Genomic DNA, 17,366 nt, shown 5'->3' on the forward strand with positions numbered 1-17,366 from the left:
TCGGGACTTCTGTCGGCTACCCGTCCTCCCCTTCCGTGGCCAGCCCCGCCGCCGCCTCGTGCATGGCGAGTTCGAGGAGTGCGGGATCGGTGAGCGTGCCGGAGCCGTCCGGCGGTACCAGCCAGCGGACTCCGCCGGTCGACCGGCCGGGGTACGGCACGACGATCCAGGTGCCGAGTCCGGCCGAGCGGATCCCGGTGCCGAGCCAGCGGGCGGCGGTGCCGGGCGGTACCAGGAAACCCATCCGTGCGTCGCCGAAGTCGACGAGTACCGGGCCCAGTTGATCGATGACCCGGGTGAGCACATCGAGCGTGGGATAGCCGAGCTCACCCGGCAGGATGAGTACGTCCCAGGCCTTGCCGGCGGGCAGCAGCGCAACCCCGAGGGGGTTGCGCTCCCATTCCCAGCGGCAGGCCTCCGGATCCGGAGCTACGGATGCGAGCCACTCGACGGCCGTCTTCGCCCCAGTCATGAGGAGACCTCCCTTTCTCATGTCGACGCTGGTCGCGTCACAGGAGAGAGGGAGGTCTCCGGCCGGCATTACGCGGGTTCCGGCACCCCGATGAAGTGATCCAGATCACACCCCGCCCATGAGGTGGGGCTCAGCTGTCGAAGCCGAGGCCCAGCTTGTCCATCGTCTTCAGCCACAGGTTGCGCCGGCCGCCGTGGTCGTCCGCGCGGGCCAGCGACCACTTGGTGAGCGCGATGCCGGTCCAGGCGAAGGGTTCGGGCGGGAAGGGCAGCGGCTTCTTGCGGACCATCTCCAGTTCCGTGCGCTCGGTGCGCTCCCCCGCGAGCAGGTCCAGCATCACGTCCGCGCCGAAGCGGGTCGCGCCGACACCGAGTCCGGTGAAGCCCGCCGCGTACGCGACCTTGCCCTGGTGGGCGGTGCCGAAGAACGCCGAGAAGCGCGAACAGGTGTCGATCGCGCCGCCCCACGCGTGCGAGAAGTTGAGGCCCTCCAGCTGCGGGAAGCAGGTGAAGAAGTGCTCGGCGAGCTTGGCGTACGTCTCCGGCCGGTCGTCGTACTCGGCGCGCACCCGGCCGCCGTACGGGTAGATCGCGTCGTAACCGCCCCACAGGATGCGGTTGTCGGCGGAGAGGCGGAAGTAGTGGAACTGGTTCGCCGAATCGCCCAGGCCCTGGCGGTTCTTCCAGCCGATCGACGCCAGCTGGTCGGCGGAGAGCGGTTCGGTCATCAGTGCGTAGTCGTAGACCGGGACGGTGTACGAGCGCACCCGCTTGACCAGGTTCGGGAAGATGTTGGTGCCGAGTGCGACCCGGCGGGCGCTTACCGAGCCGTAGGGGGTGCGTACGGCCATGCCGGCGCCGTGCGGTTTGAGGGCGAGGGCGGGGGTGTGTTCGTAGACGCGGACGCCGAGTTGGAGGCAGGCGCGCTTCAACCCCCAGGCCAGCTTTGCCGGGTTGAGCATCGCGACGCCCCGGCTGTCGTACAGGCCGGCCAGGAAGGTCGGCGAGTCGACCTGTTCACGGACCGCTTCCGCGTCCAGGAACTCGGTGCCGTCGGCGAGGCCCTTGCTCTCCAACTCGACGTACCAGTCGTGGAGTTCCTCGGCCTGGTGCGGTGCGGTGGCGACGTCGATCTCACCGGTGCGCTCGAACTCGCAGTCCAGGGAGTAGCGGGCGACCGCGCTCTCGATCTCGTCGAGGTTGCGGGCGCCCAGCTCCTCCAGTTTGCGGATCTCGTCGGGCCAGCGGGTGAGGCCGTTGGACAGCCCGTGGGTGAGCGAGGCGGCGCAGAAACCGCCGTTGCGGCCCGAGGCGGCCCAGCCCACCTCGCGGCCCTCCACCAGCACCACGTCCCTCTCCGGCTCACGCTCCTTGGCGATGAGCGCGGTCCACAGTCCGCTGTAACCGCCGCCGACGACCAGCAGATCGCAGGTCTCGGCGCCGGTGAGCGCGGGCTCGGGGTGGGGCTTGCCGGGGTCGTCCAGCCAGAAGGACACCGGCTGCACGTCGGCGAGCGAGCGGGCTGGATTCATCGCTATCACGTCTTTCGGATACGGCGTTTCCGCTGGGTTCAGCGGCGTGCTGTACGGGCTCGGCCGAGAACCTGCGAGAGTGCGATGACCGCCATGGTCACCAGCAGCATCATCGAACCGATCACGTCGATCTGCGCGGGATAGGCGCGCTGTACGGAGCCCCAGATGTACATGGGGAAGGTCTCCCGCTGCCCCGCGGTGAACGCGGTGATGATGTAGTCGTCCACCGAGAGGGCGAAGGACAGCAGGGCGGCGGCGGCGATGCCCGGGGCGACGAGCGGCAGGGTGACCTTCATGAAGGTCTGCGTCGGAGTCGCGTAGAGGTCCTGCGCGGCGCGCTCCAGCGTCGGGTCCATGCCCGCGAGCCGGGACTTCACCGTCACCACCACATAGCTGAGGCAGAACATGATGTGCGCGATGGTGATGGTCCAGAAGCCGAGCGAGCCGGGGCCGATGGTGTTGAAGAACAGCGCGGTCAGGGTGGCGCCCATGACCACTTCGGGGGCCGCCATCGGCAGGAACAGCAGGCCGTTGATGCCGGAGCGGGCGCGGAAGCGGTGCCGGACCATCGCGAACGCGATCATCGTGCCGAGGATCGTGGAGACCACGGTGGCGACGAGGCCGATCTCCACCGACAGGCTCAGGCTCTGGCACATGTCGTTGCTGGCGCAGGGGTTCTTCCACGCGTCGAGGGAGAACTGCTCCCAGGTGTAGTTGAACCTGCCGACCGGCTTGTTGAACGACATCCACAGGATGATCGCGTTGGGCGCGAGCATGAAGACGAAGACCAGGACGGTCACGGCCGCCAGGAGGTGCTCGCGGATCCAGGTGAGGGTTCTCGTCATCAGATCAGGTCCTCCGTACCGGCCTTGCGGATGTAGATCATCACCAGGATCAGCGTGCCGACCATGAGGACCACGGAGATCGCGGAGCCGACCGGGTAGCCCGAGGACTGCCGCAGGAAGAGGTTCTCGATCTTCTGGCCGACGACGCCGGTGTTGGGGTTGCCCAGGAGCTGGGCGTTGATGTAGTCACCGACCGCCGGGATGAAGGTGAGCAGGGTGCCGCCGACCACGCCGGGCATGGACAGCGGCAGGGTGACGCGCCGCCAGGTGGTGTACGGGCTGCAGTACAGGTCGCTGCCGGCCTCGTGCAGACGCGGGTCGATCTTCTCCAGCGAGGTGTACAGCGGGAGGATCATGAACGGCAGGAAGTTGTAGACCATCCCGCACACCACGGCGGCCGGGCTGGCCAGGACGTGGTCGCCGACCGTCCAGCCGAGGGACGACGTCACCTTGAGGACGTGCAGGTCCCTGAGGGTGCTGGTGACCGGCCCGTTGTCGGCCAGGATCGTCTTCCAGGCGATCGTACGGATCAGGAAGCTCGTGAAGGACGGCACGATCACCAGTGCCATCAGCAGGGTCTTCCACCTGCCGCCCTTGAAGGCGATGAAGTACGCCACCGGGTAACCGAGGGCCAGGCAGAGGATCGTGCAGAGCACCGAGTACAGCAGCGAGTGGCCGTACTGCGGCAGGTAGTCCGAGATGGCGCTCGCGTAGTTGCCCCAGTGCCAGGTGAGCTTGTAGCCCTCGTCGGCGCTGCCGGTCTGCACGGAGGCGCCGACCGAGGTGAGGATCGGCACGAGGAAGAAGGCGACCAGCCAGAGCAGTCCGGGCAGCAGGAGCAGCCAGGGCGTGAGGGTGGCGCGGCGGTCGGGCCGGTCCGGGCCGCCTTTCGACGGGGGCGCGGCGGGTGGCGCGCTCAGGGTCGTGGTCATGCGGCGCTCTCCTCGTCCACGTCGGCGCCCGCCTCGATGTCCTGGGTGCCGTCGAGGCCGAAGCCCTGGCTGGGGTCCCAGTGGACGACGACCTCGGTGCCGGGGCGCTGGATCTCGCGGCCGGTGTTCTGCTCGAAGACGGAGATCTCCTCGCCGGACGGCAGCTTGACCAGGTACTGCGTGGACACGCCGATGAACGAAGCGTCGATGACCACACCGCCCGTGAGCCGGTTGGCACCCTCGGGGACGTCCGCCTCGGCCACGACGATCTGCACCTTCTCGGGGCGCACACCGAGGATGACCGGGCCGGAGGTCGGCCGACATCGGCTGGCGAGGACCGTGAGCTTCTGGCCGTGCGCCGTCACCTCGACCGTGTCGCCGCTGGTCCCGGCGATCGTGCCGGGGATCAGGTTGGACTGGCCGAGGAAGTTGGCGACGAACGTGGTGCCGGGGTTCTCGTACAGCTCCTCGGGGCTGCCCATCTGCTCGATGCGGCCCTGGTTCATCACCGCGATGGTGTCGGCCATGGTCATGGCCTCCTCCTGGTCGTGGGTGACGTGCACGAACGTCAGGCCGACCTCCAGCTGGATGCGCTTGAGCTCGATCTGCATCTGGCGGCGCAGTTTGAGGTCGAGGGCGCCGAGCGGCTCGTCCAGGAGCAGCACCTGGGGCTCGTTGATGAGGGCGCGGGCCAGCGCGATGCGCTGCTGCTGGCCGCCGGAGAGCTGGGTGGGTTTGCGGCGCGCGAGGTGGCCGAGTTCGACGAGGTCGAGCATCGACTCGACCTGCTTCTTCACGTCCTTGACGCCACGCCGGCGCAGGCCGAAGGCGACGTTCTCGAAGATGTCGAGGTGCGGGAAGAGTGCGTAGTTCTGGAAGACGGTGTTGACCGGGCGCCGGTAGGGCCTGCGGCCGGTGACGTCCTCGTCGCCGAGGAAGATCTTCCCCGCGCTGGGCGCCTCCAGGCCGGAGACCATCCGCAGGGTGGTGGTCTTCCCGCAGCCGGAGGCACCGAGCAGAGCGAAGAAGGAGCCCTGGGGGATGGTGAGTTCGAGGTTGTCGACCGCGGTGAAGGATCCGAACCGCTTGGTCAGACCGGCCAGGCGGAGGTCCCCGCCCTCGCTGCGGCCGGCCACGTCTTGGGTGCTCATCCGAGCCTCTCCTTCGCTGTGCTTCTCGTCGCTGATGCGCTGTGGTGGTCCGTACGGCGCGTGGTCCGTACGGTGCGTGCTACTGACCCGTGACCTGCTGGAACCGGCTGACGTAGTCGTCCAGTCGGGAGAGTTCGAGGGACATGAAGCCGTACGACTTCTTGCGCATCGCGTCGGTGGGGACGATCAGGGGGATCTCGACGGCGTCCGGGTCGATCTTCTTCAGTTCGTCGACGGCGCCGCTGACGCTGGGGACGTACTCGATCCAGTCGTCGAGGGTGGCGGCCACGGTGGGCTGGAGGTAGTAGTTGATCAACAGCTCGGCGTTCTTCTTGTGCCGCGCGTAGTTGGGGATGACGAGGTTGTCCGACCAGGCGACCAGGCCCTCCCGCGGCAGGTCCACGGTGACCAGGTTCTTCTTGCCGAGCTGGGCCACGTCGCCCGAGTAGGCCATGGTGACGGCGGTGTTGCCCTGCTGGAAGTCGCTCAGGTAGTCGTTGCCGGTGAAGGACCGGAACTGGCCGGTGTTCTTGGCCTTCCGCACGTAGTCCAGGGCTTCGTTGAACTGCGCCTCGGTGAACTTCGAGGGGTTGTGGCCGATCGCGAGCAGCGCGGCGCCGATGGTGTCCTCCATCTCGGAGAACATCGCCACCTTGCCCTTGAGGTCGGAGCGCGTGAACAGGTCGGCCCACGAGGTGATCGGCTTCTTCACCAGGTTGCTGTTGTACGCGATGGTCGTGTAGCCGTACGCCCACGGCACGGAGAAGAGGCGGCCCGGGTCCTCGCTGGAGCGCAGGACGTCCGGGAGCATGTTCTTGTGGTTGGGGATGTTCGCCAGGTCGAGCTTCTGGATGTAGTTGTACTTGCGGTACTTGGGGAGCATGTAGTCGCTGACAACCATGAGGTCGTAGCCGGTGTCGACGCCCTTGACCAGTGACGGGTCGATCTTGGTGTACCAGTCGTTGTTGTCGTTGACGACCTCCAGGTACTTGACCGAGATGCCGGTCTGCTTCTCGAAGGCGTCGAGGGTGGGCCGCTTGTTCGGGTCCTTGTCGTCCACGTCGATGTACGCGGGCCAGTTCGCCCAGACCAGCTTCTTCTCGGTGTCCGAGTAGTCCCGGCCGGCCCGGCCGACCTTCACCTTGTCACTGGCGGAGGCGGCTCCCGGCACTCCGCAGCCCGACAGGGCGGCGGCACCGGACACGGCGAGGCCCCCGGCGACCGCGCCGCGCAGCAGCTGCCGACGGCTCAGGGCGGCGGCGGTGGAGGCGAGGCGGGTGCGGTTGATGAAGCGCGCGGGGTCGAACGAGCTGGAGTCGGTCACCGATCCGGCCTTTCTCTGACTCAAGGGAGACTGGGCGGGTGGCCGCGGGTCGTGCGGCCGGTTCACACCCGGCGATAGCCGACTGTGTTGATGTCCGGCTACCGCCGGGCGGCGGCTACGGTCGGTCCCCGAAGATCGTGCGGTGCCAGTCCTTCCGGGCGACCGCGGTGTTGTCGAACATGACGTGCTTGATCTGCGTGTACTCCTCGAACGAGTAGGCGGACATGTCCTTGCCGAAGCCGGACGCCTTGTATCCGCCGTGGGGCATCTCGCTGATGATCGGGATGTGGTCGTTGATCCACACACAACCGGCCTTGATCTCGCGGGTCGCGCGATTGGCCCGGTACACGTCCCGGCTCCACGCAGACGCCGCGAGGCCGTACGGGGTGTCGTTGGCGAGCGCGATGCCTTCGTCGTCGCTGTCGAAGGGGAGCACTACGAGAACAGGACCGAAGAGCTCCGACTGCACGATCTCGCTGTCCTGGGCGGCGTCCGCGACCAGCGTGGGCCGATAGTAGGCCCCGTTCTTGAGATCTCCCTGAGGAGCCTCGCCGCCGGTCACCACGCGCGCGTAGCCACGCGCCCGGTCGACGAAGGCGGCGACGCGGTCTCGCTGGACGTGCGAGATCAGCGGCCCGAGGTCGGTGCCCGGGGCGAAGGGATCGCCGACCCGGACGCTCGCCATGAGGGCGGCCGTCTTCTGGACGAACGCGTCGTAGAGGGGCCGCTGCACGTACGCGCGCGTGGCGGCCGTGCAGTCCTGCCCGGTGTTGATGAGCGACCCGGCGACGGCGCCGTTGACGGCGGCTTCGAGATCGGCGTCGTCGAAGACCACGAAGGGTGCCTTGCCGCCGAGCTCCAGGTGGATGCGCTTGACGGTGGCGGTCGCGATCTCGGCGACGCGCTTGCCGACGGCGGTGGACCCGGTGAAGGAGGTCATGGCCACGTCGGGATGCCCGACAAGATGCTCACCGGCTTCCTTCCCCGTGCCGGTGATGATGTTGATGACACCGTCCGGGATACCGGCCTCGGTGGCGGCCTGCGCGAACATCAACGAGGTGAGCGGGGTCAGCTCGGCGGGCTTCAGCACGATCGTGTTGCCCGCGGCGATCGCCGGGAGGATCTTCCAGGCGGCCATCTGGAGGGGATAGTTCCAGGGCGCGATGGAGCCGACGACACCGATGGGTTCACGGCGTACGTACGACGTGTGGTCGCCGGAGTACTCACCGGCGGACTGCCCCTGCAGATGCCGTGCGGCGCCGGCGAAGAAAGCCGTGTTGTCGATGGTCCCCGGGACGTCGAACTCGCGGGTCAGCTTGAGGGGCTTGCCGCACTGGAGGGACTCGGCGCGGGCGAAATCGTCCGCGCGCTCGGCGAGCACGGCGGCGAAGCGGTGCAGTGCGTCGGAGCGCTCGCCGGGCGTGGCGCCCGACCAGCCCGGGAAGGCGGCGCGGGCGGCGGCCACGGCCGCGTCCACGTCCGCCGTGCCGGCCAGCTCGTACGTGTACACGTCCTCGCCGGTGGCCGGGTCGACGACGGCATGGGTACGGCCCGAGGTGCCCTTGGTCAGGCGGCCCGCGATGAACTGCGCACCGTCCGCGAAGTACTCCTGTGCGGGGAATCGTTCCGGGGTGACGCTGCCCGGGTTGTGCATGTCGCTCTCCTCCGCCTTCGCCCCGCTTCGTCCGCTGGCGGGTGGCGTAGCTCCAGCTCGATTTGAATGCCGATCCTGACAGAGCAAAGGGACTCCAACAAGTGATTCCGTTGTTGCCTTTTGGTTACGCGACGGAATCTGTCGACCAGGTGTCGAGTCCGTATGGAAAAGGGGGGACGGAGTGTCAGTGGTGCCTGCAAGACTCGCGTGCATGGAAAAGATCACGGGGAAGCTCGCGGGAGAGGTCGCGCGAAAGATCGGTTCACAGGAAGCCCTGATCAGGGAAGTGCGCGCGGGGACCAGGGTCAAGTACCTGCACTTCTGGGGCCACCGGCCACGCCCGGACGGTCGCGTGAGCGCGAGCTGTCTGAGCCAGTGGTGGCCGTCGCCGTTTTCCGTGGCCGGGGTGACGTATGCGACCGCCGAGCACTGGATGATGGCGGGCAAGGCACGGCTGTTCGGCGACACGGAGGCGCTCGCGCGGGTGCTGGCGGCGGGGCATCCGTCTCAGGCCAAGAAGGCGGGGCGGCTGGTGCGGGGCTTCGACGAGGAGATCTGGGCGCGGGAGCGGTTCGGGATCGTCGTCGAGGGGAGCGTCCACAAGTTCGCGGCGGGTGGGGGTGTCGGTGCGGATGTGGAGCTGCGGGACTTTCTGCTGGGTACCGGTGAGCGGGTGTTGGTGGAGGCGAGTCCCGTTGACCGGGTGTGGGGTATCGGTCTGACTGCGGATGATCCGGCGGCGGAGGATCCCGAGCGCTGGCGGGGGCCGAATCTGCTGGGGTTCGCGTTGATGGAGGCGCGGGAGCGGTTGCGCTGAGCGCTCCGCTTGAAGTGCCGGGAGGTGTCGTCTAACGGCTGCGGCAGCGTCGTGGCTGGTCGCGCAGTTCCCCGCGCCCCTTTGGGGCGCTGGTGATCTGCGGTAGACATCGCCCGGCCCGCTTAGGGGGTGGGTGGCGGAGCCGCAGGGGTGAGCGGGGGTCAGCCCTGTGGCAGGAGCGGTGCCGACAGGCTGGGGGCCGAGTTGTAGACCGGGTCGGAGTCCGTGGTGTCGTCGTTCCGGTGCTGGAAGGCGAAGGCGATGCCCACGATCAGCGCGACGATCGTGGCGATGCCCAGGACGGTGCCGATGATGCCCGTGACCAGACCCGCCTGGGCCTGACCGCGGTTCGTGGCCTGACCCTGGTCGGCCCGCTTCTTGCCCTTGACGCCGAGGATCACCGCGGTGACACCGAGGACGAGGGAGACGATGCCGTAGAAGCAGAAGAGACAGCAGGACAGGATGCCCAGCACCATCGCCGCGGTGCCCATGTTGTTCTGCGGGGCCATCGGCATGCCGGGCCAGCCGTAGCCCTGCGGGTAGGCGGGGTAGCCGTATCCGCCGGGTGCGTTCGGGGCGCCGTAAGGGGGAGCGCCGTAGCTGGGGAGGCCGGGGGGTGTGCCGGGCGGACCGTAGCCGGGGGCGCCGGGCGGAGTGCCGGGTGCGGCGGGGCCGGGCGGGGTGAAGCCGTCGGCCGGCATGGATGTCACGGTGGCCTGGTTGTGCACCGACTGCGACTGCGACGGAGGCTGCTGGGCCACGGGTGGCTGGTCCTGTGGGTACGGCTGCGGTGCGGGGGCGGGTGGCTGGTCCTGCGGAGAAACCCACTGCCCGGGCGCGGGCGGCTCGGCCCCCTTCTCCAGGGACGTCCTGCTCTCCGGCGGCGCCCACGGGTCGCGATCCGCTGCTCCCGCACTGCCGTCCGGCTGTGTCTGGTCCCCCACGGCCCCGTCCCCCTCGGTCGATCGTCCGACCGACCATGCTAAAGCGTCCACCTGCCCACTCCGCCACATGGGCTGCCCTTCGATGACGCCTACGGCACGCATGCCGCGGGCACCGTCGACTGGTACCGCCCGCACCACTTGTCCCGACTGGAACGGACACGGGCTCCAGCTCCGGCCACGGGCACCGGCACCGGGCACGGCTTGGGGGCACCAGCACCAGCACGGATCAGGGACGACGGCGCTGCCGCAGGCACCAGCTGCGGTCCGCTCGATATCGCCCGCAGAACTACAGGTCCCGCCGGACACCACCGACCACCCCACCCCTCCCCAGACCGCCCCCACCCGTCCCGGCCTACGATGATCCGGAGTCATCGATCAGCCGATCACCCGCGTCCCGCCGGCATGGCACGGGACGCCGTTCCGGGGAGGAACCTTGTCCGACCACAGCGCCGCACCCGCCGCCGGTCAGGCCCGCGACCTGCATGCCTTCATCGCCGGGCTGCCCAAGGCCGAGCTGCATGTCCACCATGTCGGCTCCGCCTCCCCGCGGATCGTCTCGGAGCTGGCCGCCCGGCACTCCGACTCCAAGGTGCCCACCGACCCCGAGGCCCTGGTCGACTACTTCAGCTTCACGGACTTCGCGCACTTCATCGACGTGTACCTGTCCGTCGTGGATCTGATCCGCACGCCGGAGGACGTACGGCTGCTGACGTACGAAGTCGCCCGGGACATGGCCCGGCAGCAGGTGCGGTACGCCGAGTTGACCATCACGCCGTACTCGTCGACCCGGCGCGGGATCGACGCGCGGGCCTTCATGGACGCGATCGAGGACGCCCGCAAGGCGGCCGAGGCGGAGTTCGGGACCGTACTGCGGTGGTGCTTCGACATTCCCGGTGAGGCCGGACTCGTATCCGCCGAGGAGACCGTGCGGCTCGCCACCGACGACCGGCTGCGGCCCGAGGGGCTGGTGTCGTTCGGGCTCGGCGGGCCCGAGATCGGGGTGCCCCGGCCGCAGTTCAAGCCGTACTTCGACCAGGCCATCGCCGCCGGCCTGCACTCCGTGCCGCACGCCGGTGAGGCGACCGGCCCCGAGACGGTCTGGGACGCCCTGAACGACCTGCGCGCCGAGCGCATCGGGCACGGCACCAGTTCCGCCCAGGACCCCAAGCTGCTCGCCCATCTCGCGGAGCACGGCATCGCGCTGGAGGTCTGCCCGACCTCCAACATCGCCACCCGCGTGGTCCGCACGCTGGACGAGCACCCCATCAAGGAGTTCGTCGGCGCCGGGGTCCTCGTCACGATCAACTCCGACGACCCGCCGATGTTCGGCACCGACCTCAACAACGAGTACGCGGTCGCCGCCCGCCTCCTCGACCTCGACGAACGCGGTGTCGCCGACCTCGCGAAGAACGCCGTGACAGCCTCCTTCCTGGATGCCGCCGGCAAGGCCCGTATCAACGACGAGATCGACACGTACACCTCGGCGTGGCTCGCACCCTGATACCCGTAACTCCCTGTCCCCCAGCACAATGGGCTCATGCAGAACGTGACCGCCGTGGGCCATCGCGGCGACCCCTACCGCGTCCGTGAGAACACCACCGACTCGCTGCGTTCCGCGCTCGAACAGGGCGCGGACGCCGTCGAGATCGACGTACGGCTGACCCGTGACGGCGTGCCCGTGCTGCTGCACGACGAGACACTGAAGCGGCTGTGGGAACTGGACCGGCCGCTCAAGTCGCTGTCGGCGGACGAGGTGCGCGGGCTCACGGACGGTGGGGTGCCGACGCTGGTGGAGGCGCTGGCCGCGACCGAGGGCGGCCGGGTCATGGTCGACCTGCCCGGCGCCGCCGACCCGCGGGCGGTGCGTCGGATCGTGGACGTGATCCGCGAGTGCGGGGCGGAGGACCGGGTGTACTACTGCGCGGGCGCCGACGTGATGCTCGCGGTGCGCGCCGCCGACCCCGCCGCCGAGATCGCCATGACCTGGACCTCGCTCGCACCACCGCGGCCCACGCTGCTCGACGCGGTACGGCCGCGCTGGCTCAACTACCGCTTCACGCTGATGGACCGGGACCTCACCGCGCACATCCACCGGGACGGTTATCTGGTGTCGGTGTGGACCCCGGACACCCGCCGCTCGATGCGCCGCCTCCTCGACATGGGCGTCGACTCGATCACCACCAATCGCGTCGACGTGCTGTGCGCCCTGCCTGCGGACCGCCAACAGGGGCCTGCGAACTGAGGGTTGCGAGCAGAGTCGTGCCTTCGCCTTTCCTCCGAAGGGGAGTTCGCGGGAGTTCCTTCGTCCTAAGGTCATGTCTGATGGCAGGGGCCGGAGTGCGGGACGGGCGGCAATGACCGAAGGCGACGACAGTCAGCATGTGTTCATCAGCTACGCGGGGCCGGACCGGGCTTGGGCGGAGTGGGTGGCCTGGCATTTGACGGAGGCCGGGTGGTCGGTGGAACTGGACGTCTGGAACTGGGCGGCCGGCGACAACTTCGTGACGAAGATGCAGAACGCGCTCGCTCAAGGGCAGATGGTGGCGCTGTTCTCCGCCGCGTACTTCGATGCCGACCGGTTCACGGCAGCGGAGTGGACGGCCGTGCTCGCGGCCAGGGGAAAGCTGGTGCCGCTCCGCATCGACACGGCCGCCGTACCTGCGATACTGCGGCCCTTCCTCACCGCCTCTCTCGCGGGACTGGACGAGGCCGAGGCGCGTGAGACCTTGCTGAGGGCGGTTGCGGGGCCTCTGGCGCCCACGCGGCCCCCTGTATTTCCCGGGCCGGCACCTGATCGGCCCTCGGGACCCGAGCTGCCCAGGCAATTGCCCCGGGTGTGGAATCTGCCGCGTCGCAACCCCGACTTCACCGGGCGGGACGACCTGCTGACATCGTTGCGGACGGCTCTGACGGCCGAGCGGCGCGGTGCCGTGCGGGTGCTTCTCGGGCACGGAGGTGTGGGCAAGACGCAACTGGCCGTCGAGTACGCGCACCGGTTCGCCTCGGAGTACGAGTTGGTCTGGTGGGTGCGGGCGGAGGAACCCGCACTCATTCCCGGCCAACTGGCGGCGCTGGCCGTCAAGACCGGTGCGGCCGAGAAGGGCACCCCTGTCCGGGAGGCGCTGGACGCGCTCGCGGAGGAGTTGCGCGTCCGGGAACGGTGGCTGCTGGTGTTCGACGACGCCTCGGATCCGGAGACGTTGCACGAATACCTGCCGGAGGGTGCCGGACATGTGCTGATCACATCCCGGGATCCGTCCTGGCAGGACGGGGCCGCACCTGTGGACGTGAGCGCCTTCACGCGCGCGGAGTCGATCGCGTTGCTCCGGGCTCGTATCGATGGCCTGCCCCTGGACGACGCCGACAGGCTGGCAGACAGGTTGGGGGACCTGCCCCTCGCCTTGGCGCAGGCCGTGGGGGTGCTCGGCAGCGGGGTAACCGCCGCACGGTATCTGTACCTGCTCCAGAGGAACACCGAGACGTTCCGGAAGCACAGCCCTTCAGGCGGCTACCCGAAGGCGTTGGGGGCGACCGTCCAGTTGGCCATGTCGCGTCTGGAGGACGACGGTCACCCGGCTGCTACGGCTCTGCTGCGTGCGTGTGCCCTGCTGGCTCCCGAGCCGTTTCCCCTGTACGCCTGCACCCACCTCAGTGGTCTTGATGTGCCGCTGTTGGAGGGATTTCTGGACGATCGCCCGCAGGTCCTCGGCGTCCTGGCCCGATTCGGGCTGGCCCGGATCCAGGACGGTTCCGTGCAGGTGCACCCCCTCACGCAGGCGGCGATCCGTGCGCAGATGACCCGCGAGGAGCTCGCTGACGCCGCGCACACGGCCGAAGCGCTACTGATCGCCGCCACTCCCGGTGACGCCGCGGACCCGGCGACCGAACAGGCCTGGTCTGCCGTCGTACCCCATCTGCTTGCCATGGAACCCGCCGACCTCTCCACCAGGTACGGTCGTCTCGTGGTACGCGAGGCCTGCCGGTACCTCATGGAGCGCGGCCAGGTCCGCACCGCCCTGCCACGGCTCAAAGAACTCTTCGAAGTCTGGAGCGAACAGCTCGGCCCCGACCACATCGACTCCCTGTGGACCGCCGACTACCTGGCCCGTGCCTGCGGTGAGGTCGGTGAGCGCATCCGGGCCCGCTGGCTGGCCGAAGACACACTGTCCAGGCGGCGGCGAGTGCTGGGCGAGGACCACCCCGACACCTTGGACAGCGCCTCGAACCTGGCCGGTCAACTGGGAGAGGCGGGCGAGGTCGCGGCGGCGCGGGAGCTGAACGAGGACACGCTGGCCCGGCTGCGCAAGGTGCTGGGCGAGGACCACCCCAGGACGCTCGCCGGAGCGATGGGCCTGGTCGAGAACCTGACGGCGCTGAATGAGTGGCAAGCGGCACGTGCGCTGGGCGAGGAGGTGCTCGTACGGCGCCGCCGAGTACTCGGCGACGACCACCCCGACACGCTGACCTCGGCCGCCCGGCTCGTGGAGGTACTGACCACTCTGGGTGAGTGGGACGCGGCACGTGCGCTGGGCGAGGAGGTGCTCGTACGGCGCCGCCGGGTACTCGGCGACGACCACCCCCACACGCTCGCCTCCGCAGCCCGGCTCGTGGAGGTACTGGCCGCCCTCGGTACGGACGCGACCACCCGGACGCTGGAATCCCTGAGCGACAGCGCGGGGATTGCCTGGAGCCGGCGTGCGAGAGCGTCCGCCGTACGGGCCGAGCACGCGCCGCATGACACTCGCCCCGGCTCGGACTGCGGCGATGTCGCGGTGAAGGACGGGCCCGGCGTCGCTCCGATCCCCTATCCGTCCGGAGCCGCGGTCGACCGGTCGAGGGTGTTCATCAGCGCCGCCCCGTCCGACCGTTCCTGGGCGGACTGGGTGGACTGGGAACTGACCGGATGGGGTCACGACGTCCGCAGGGGCGCCGAGCAGGCGGACCCGGCAAGGTCGTATGCGCTCCAGGTCGAGGACGCGCTCCGGCATGTCGACGTGGTCATCGCGCTCGTCTCGCCGCGGTATCTGGCGTCGCCGTCGTGGACGGCGTCCGGCTGGTCGTCCGACGAGGTGTCGGCCGCCACCGCACGCAGTCGCTTCGCACCGCTCCTGGTGGAGCCGGTCGAGCCCGGTCTGCTGCCCGAGACCCTGCGCGAAGCGATGACGCCGGCCCTCCAGAGCCTGGACGCGGAAGCTGCCCGCGAGATCCTGCAGTACGTCTTACGCCGTCCCCGGCAGGTGAACCACGAGCCGGCCTACCCCGGCGCCGCCCCGGGAGCCTCCGGGCGGGCCGCCGTCCTGCAGAGCCAACTGGTCGGCACGCTCGCGGGATCACCGATCCTGGCCGATCCCGCAAGCCGCAGGCTGTGGACCGGGTTGATCAGCGAGCTCATTCCGGCGAAGGTGGAGTTCGCCGACTACCCCACGGTGCTGACCCATCTCACGGGTGTGGTGCGTGTGTGCCGGGCAACGCCCGGAGCGCTGCCGGCCCTGGTCAACGCACTGGAGATACTGGAACCCGAGTACCTCGGACTGGAGGAGGCCCGTCGGCTGGCCGAGGAGATCGAGCGTTTGCGGGAACGCCGATGACGGGGCCGGTGCCGCCGGGCCGGGGCCGCCTTTCCCCCGCCGCCGCCGCGAACGGCCAGGAGGACGACGCCTGTTGGTACTTCCTCAGCTACTCGGAGGACAGGGAATTCCGAGGTCAGGTGGAGCGATTCCACCACAACCTCGAATCCGAGGTCCGCGGCCTCCTGGGAGACACCCCCGGCGGCGGTTTCATGGACGCGGTGGACATCGAGCCGGGCGAGCGGTGGCGGCCCCTCATCTGGAACACCGCGCGCAGGACCGCGTGCATGATCGCCCTCTATTCGCCCCGTTACTTCGGCAGTGACTGGTGCGGACGGGAATGGGCCGTCTTCGTCGACCGTATGCGCCGCCACGTGCGCCAGGGCGGAAGAGCCCGCCACCTGATCATCCTGATCTGGCGCCGCGGCCGGACGCCATGGCCCGAGGGCGCGGACGAATTCCAGCACCTCACCTGGAAGTTCGGCAGTATGTACGAGGAACGCGGGCTGTTCCACGTGGTCCCCGAGGAGGGCCCGCCCGACAGGGAATACCGGGACATCGTCTACGAAGTGGCCCAGAAGGTCGCCGACGCTGTACTGGACCCGGAGATCCCGCCCATCTCCGCCGAGGACGCCCAAGCCGTCGCGCCCCTCTTCGGCAGACGCGCGCTCCGGACCGTCGACATCGTCGTCAGCTACGCGGACACCGAATCCGACACCGCATGGGGGCACTGGATGATGTCCCAACTCCGGGCCGCGGGCTACACAGTCGACCCGCACGTTCTCTCGCCGGACAGTGGTGACACCGTTCATGTCATACGGAACTCGCTGCGGCGCGCCCGAAAAGTGATCGTCGCTCTGTCCGAGCACTACCTCACCACCGGCGACCTGACCGACACCGTCCTGGACGAGGCGCTCTCCGACGAGTCGTCCGACTGGCAGCGGCTCTTCCCGGTGGTAGTCCTCCCCGGCCCACGGCAGGTGCTCCCCGACAGGATCCAGGAGTTCTGCGACGTCCACATCGGCGGAGCGGACGAAGCAGCCGCCAGGGAGACCCTCCTCAGGGTCGCCGCCGCCCCGTCCCGGGAGACCCGGCGACAACCCGCCTATCCAGGTCAGCCCGACACGGCCGCCCAGCCCGCCTATCCGGGCGGGAGCATGCCGGCGGTGCGCGACCTGGTGGATGAGCTGCGGAAAGCGAACTCGGTGCGGCAGCCGTCGGTCCGTGGCGTCTGGCTTGCCGAGACCGGGCTCGACCTGAGCTCTCTGAACCTGTCATTCCCGCTGCGGCCGTTGCTCTTCGAAATCGCCCGGATCTGCCGGCACCAGACCGGCGGCTACCAACGTCTCGCCGACGCTCTGGAGATCCTCGAACCGCACTCCCCGGCGTCGCGCGCGGTACGGGGCGTGGTAACGCGGATGGCCCTGCCACCGGTGGCGCCCGCGTCCTAGCCCCGCGCACGGCCACCCGAGAACTCCGGCGGCGGCGCGATCGCCTGCGCGTCCACGCCCTCCCCCACCCACAGCCGGATCAACAGCGCGGCCGTCGCCTCCAGCAACCCCGCGCCCTGGTTCAACTCCCCTGCCGCGAACGGCTCACAGCCCACGTCCCGTACCAACTGCCCTACGACCGCGAGGGCTTCCTCGTCGTCTCCGCTGAGTGGAACGCCCAGTGGGCGGCCGTCGAAGACCGGTGGGGTCAGGCGCCATACGTCCTCGTGGCAGAGGTTGAACGCCTTGACGACGTGGGCCTCGGGACCAGCGGCGGCGGCGAGTTGTTCGGCGGCGGAGGGGCTGCCCGCGGTGAGGAGGCGGAAGCCTTCGCCTACGGGGTTCGTGCAGTCGATCAACACCCGGCTGTTCAGGGGGAGTTGCCGGGCCACTTCCACGGCCGCGGTCCAGGGCAGTGCCATCAGTACGGCGTCGGTGCCGAAGTCGGCGGCCTCGCGGAGGTTGCCGGATACGCCTCCCCGCAGCCGCGCCAGCGCCTCCGCCCGCCCCAAGTCCCGCCCGCCGAACAGCACTTCATGGCCGGTTCGGATCCACTGTGTGCCCAGTGCGTCCGCCATGCCGCCGGTGCCGAGAATTCCTATCCGCATCTGCATGCCACGACAGTAGGAAGCCGCTCGG

General features: G+C 69.3%; 13 protein-coding genes and 1 pseudogene. 5 read left to right on the forward strand and 9 right to left on the reverse strand.

The window, feature by feature from the left end; translation table 11 throughout:
• Positions 1-16 precede the first annotated feature (16 nt).
• The 7 genes from AB0I69_RS18710 to AB0I69_RS18740 all read right to left on the reverse strand — a co-directional run bounded on the left by AB0I69_RS18710 (position 17) and on the right by AB0I69_RS18740 (position 7,909).
• Positions 17-472 carry a hypothetical protein gene (locus tag AB0I69_RS18710; protein WP_363096737.1) on the reverse strand — a complete coding sequence of 152 codons (456 nt, stop codon included), beginning with the start codon at positions 470-472 and terminating at the stop codon, positions 17-19.
• Positions 473-602: 130 nt separating this feature from the next.
• Positions 603-2,003 (reverse strand): FAD-dependent oxidoreductase, encoded by a 1,401-nt coding sequence (locus tag AB0I69_RS18715; protein ID WP_363096738.1) that lies wholly within the window; start codon positions 2,001-2,003, stop codon positions 603-605.
• 38 nt (positions 2,004-2,041) lie between these two features.
• Entirely contained in the window at positions 2,042-2,848 is an 807-nt protein-coding gene (locus AB0I69_RS18720) for an ABC transporter permease (protein WP_363096739.1), read from the reverse strand.
• Positions 2,848-3,780 carry an ABC transporter permease gene (locus AB0I69_RS18725; protein ID WP_363096740.1) on the reverse strand — a complete coding sequence of 311 codons (933 nt, stop codon included), beginning with the start codon at positions 3,778-3,780 and terminating at the stop codon, positions 2,848-2,850. The genes AB0I69_RS18720 and AB0I69_RS18725 overlap by 1 nt, the downstream gene beginning before the upstream one ends.
• Positions 3,777-4,931, reverse strand: a complete 1,155-nt coding sequence (locus AB0I69_RS18730) for an ABC transporter ATP-binding protein (RefSeq protein WP_363096741.1) — start codon at positions 4,929-4,931, stop codon at positions 3,777-3,779. Before AB0I69_RS18730 ends, AB0I69_RS18725 begins: the two co-directional genes overlap by 4 nt.
• 79 nt (positions 4,932-5,010) lie before the next feature.
• Positions 5,011-6,255: an extracellular solute-binding protein gene (locus tag AB0I69_RS18735; RefSeq protein ID WP_363096742.1), complete on the reverse strand. Its 1,245-nt coding sequence runs from the start codon at positions 6,253-6,255 to the stop codon at positions 5,011-5,013.
• Positions 6,256-6,370: 115 nt separating this feature from the next.
• Complete coding sequence (locus AB0I69_RS18740; RefSeq protein ID WP_363096743.1) at positions 6,371-7,909, reverse strand: gamma-aminobutyraldehyde dehydrogenase; 1,539 nt, start codon at positions 7,907-7,909, stop codon at positions 6,371-6,373.
• A 211-nt stretch (positions 7,910-8,120) separates the two neighbouring features.
• On the opposite strand from AB0I69_RS18740, the gene AB0I69_RS18745 reads away from it, so the two are divergent.
• The gene (locus AB0I69_RS18745) at positions 8,121-8,726 is read left to right on the forward strand and encodes an NADAR family protein (RefSeq protein ID WP_363096744.1); all 606 of its coding nucleotides are present in this window, start codon (positions 8,121-8,123) and stop codon (positions 8,724-8,726) included.
• Between the two features lie 161 nt (positions 8,727-8,887).
• On the opposite strand, the gene AB0I69_RS18750 is transcribed toward AB0I69_RS18745, so the two are convergent.
• Positions 8,888-9,670 (reverse strand): DUF4190 domain-containing protein, encoded by a 783-nt coding sequence (locus AB0I69_RS18750; protein ID WP_363096745.1) that lies wholly within the window; start codon positions 9,668-9,670, stop codon positions 8,888-8,890.
• 374 nt (positions 9,671-10,044) lie between these two features.
• Here AB0I69_RS18750 and AB0I69_RS18755 point away from each other — a divergent pair.
• The 4 genes and pseudogenes from AB0I69_RS18755 (at position 10,045) to AB0I69_RS18770 (ending at position 16,688) form a co-directional block, all read left to right on the forward strand.
• Positions 10,045-11,171: pseudogene (locus AB0I69_RS18755) on the forward strand (adenosine deaminase).
• A 36-nt stretch (positions 11,172-11,207) separates the two neighbouring features.
• On the forward strand, positions 11,208-11,912 hold the full coding sequence (locus AB0I69_RS18760) for a glycerophosphodiester phosphodiesterase (protein ID WP_363096746.1): 705 nt from the start codon (positions 11,208-11,210) through the stop codon (positions 11,910-11,912).
• 112 nt (positions 11,913-12,024) lie between these two features.
• Positions 12,025-15,258: an FxSxx-COOH system tetratricopeptide repeat protein gene (gene fxsT / locus AB0I69_RS18765; protein WP_363096747.1), complete on the forward strand. Its 3,234-nt coding sequence runs from the start codon at positions 12,025-12,027 to the stop codon at positions 15,256-15,258.
• Entirely contained in the window at positions 15,255-16,688 is a 1,434-nt protein-coding gene (locus tag AB0I69_RS18770) for a TIR domain-containing protein (protein ID WP_363096748.1), read from the forward strand. The genes fxsT and AB0I69_RS18770 overlap by 4 nt, the downstream gene beginning before the upstream one ends.
• Here the strand turns inward: AB0I69_RS18770 and AB0I69_RS18775 are convergent.
• Entirely contained in the window at positions 16,685-17,335 is a 651-nt protein-coding gene (locus AB0I69_RS18775; RefSeq protein ID WP_363097116.1) for an NAD(P)-binding domain-containing protein, read from the reverse strand. The genes AB0I69_RS18770 and AB0I69_RS18775 overlap by 4 nt on opposite strands.
• Positions 17,336-17,366 lie beyond the last annotated feature (31 nt).

This window comes from Streptomyces sp. NPDC050508 (genome assembly GCF_040655155.1).
Lineage (GTDB): Bacteria > Actinomycetota > Actinomycetes > Streptomycetales > Streptomycetaceae > Streptomyces.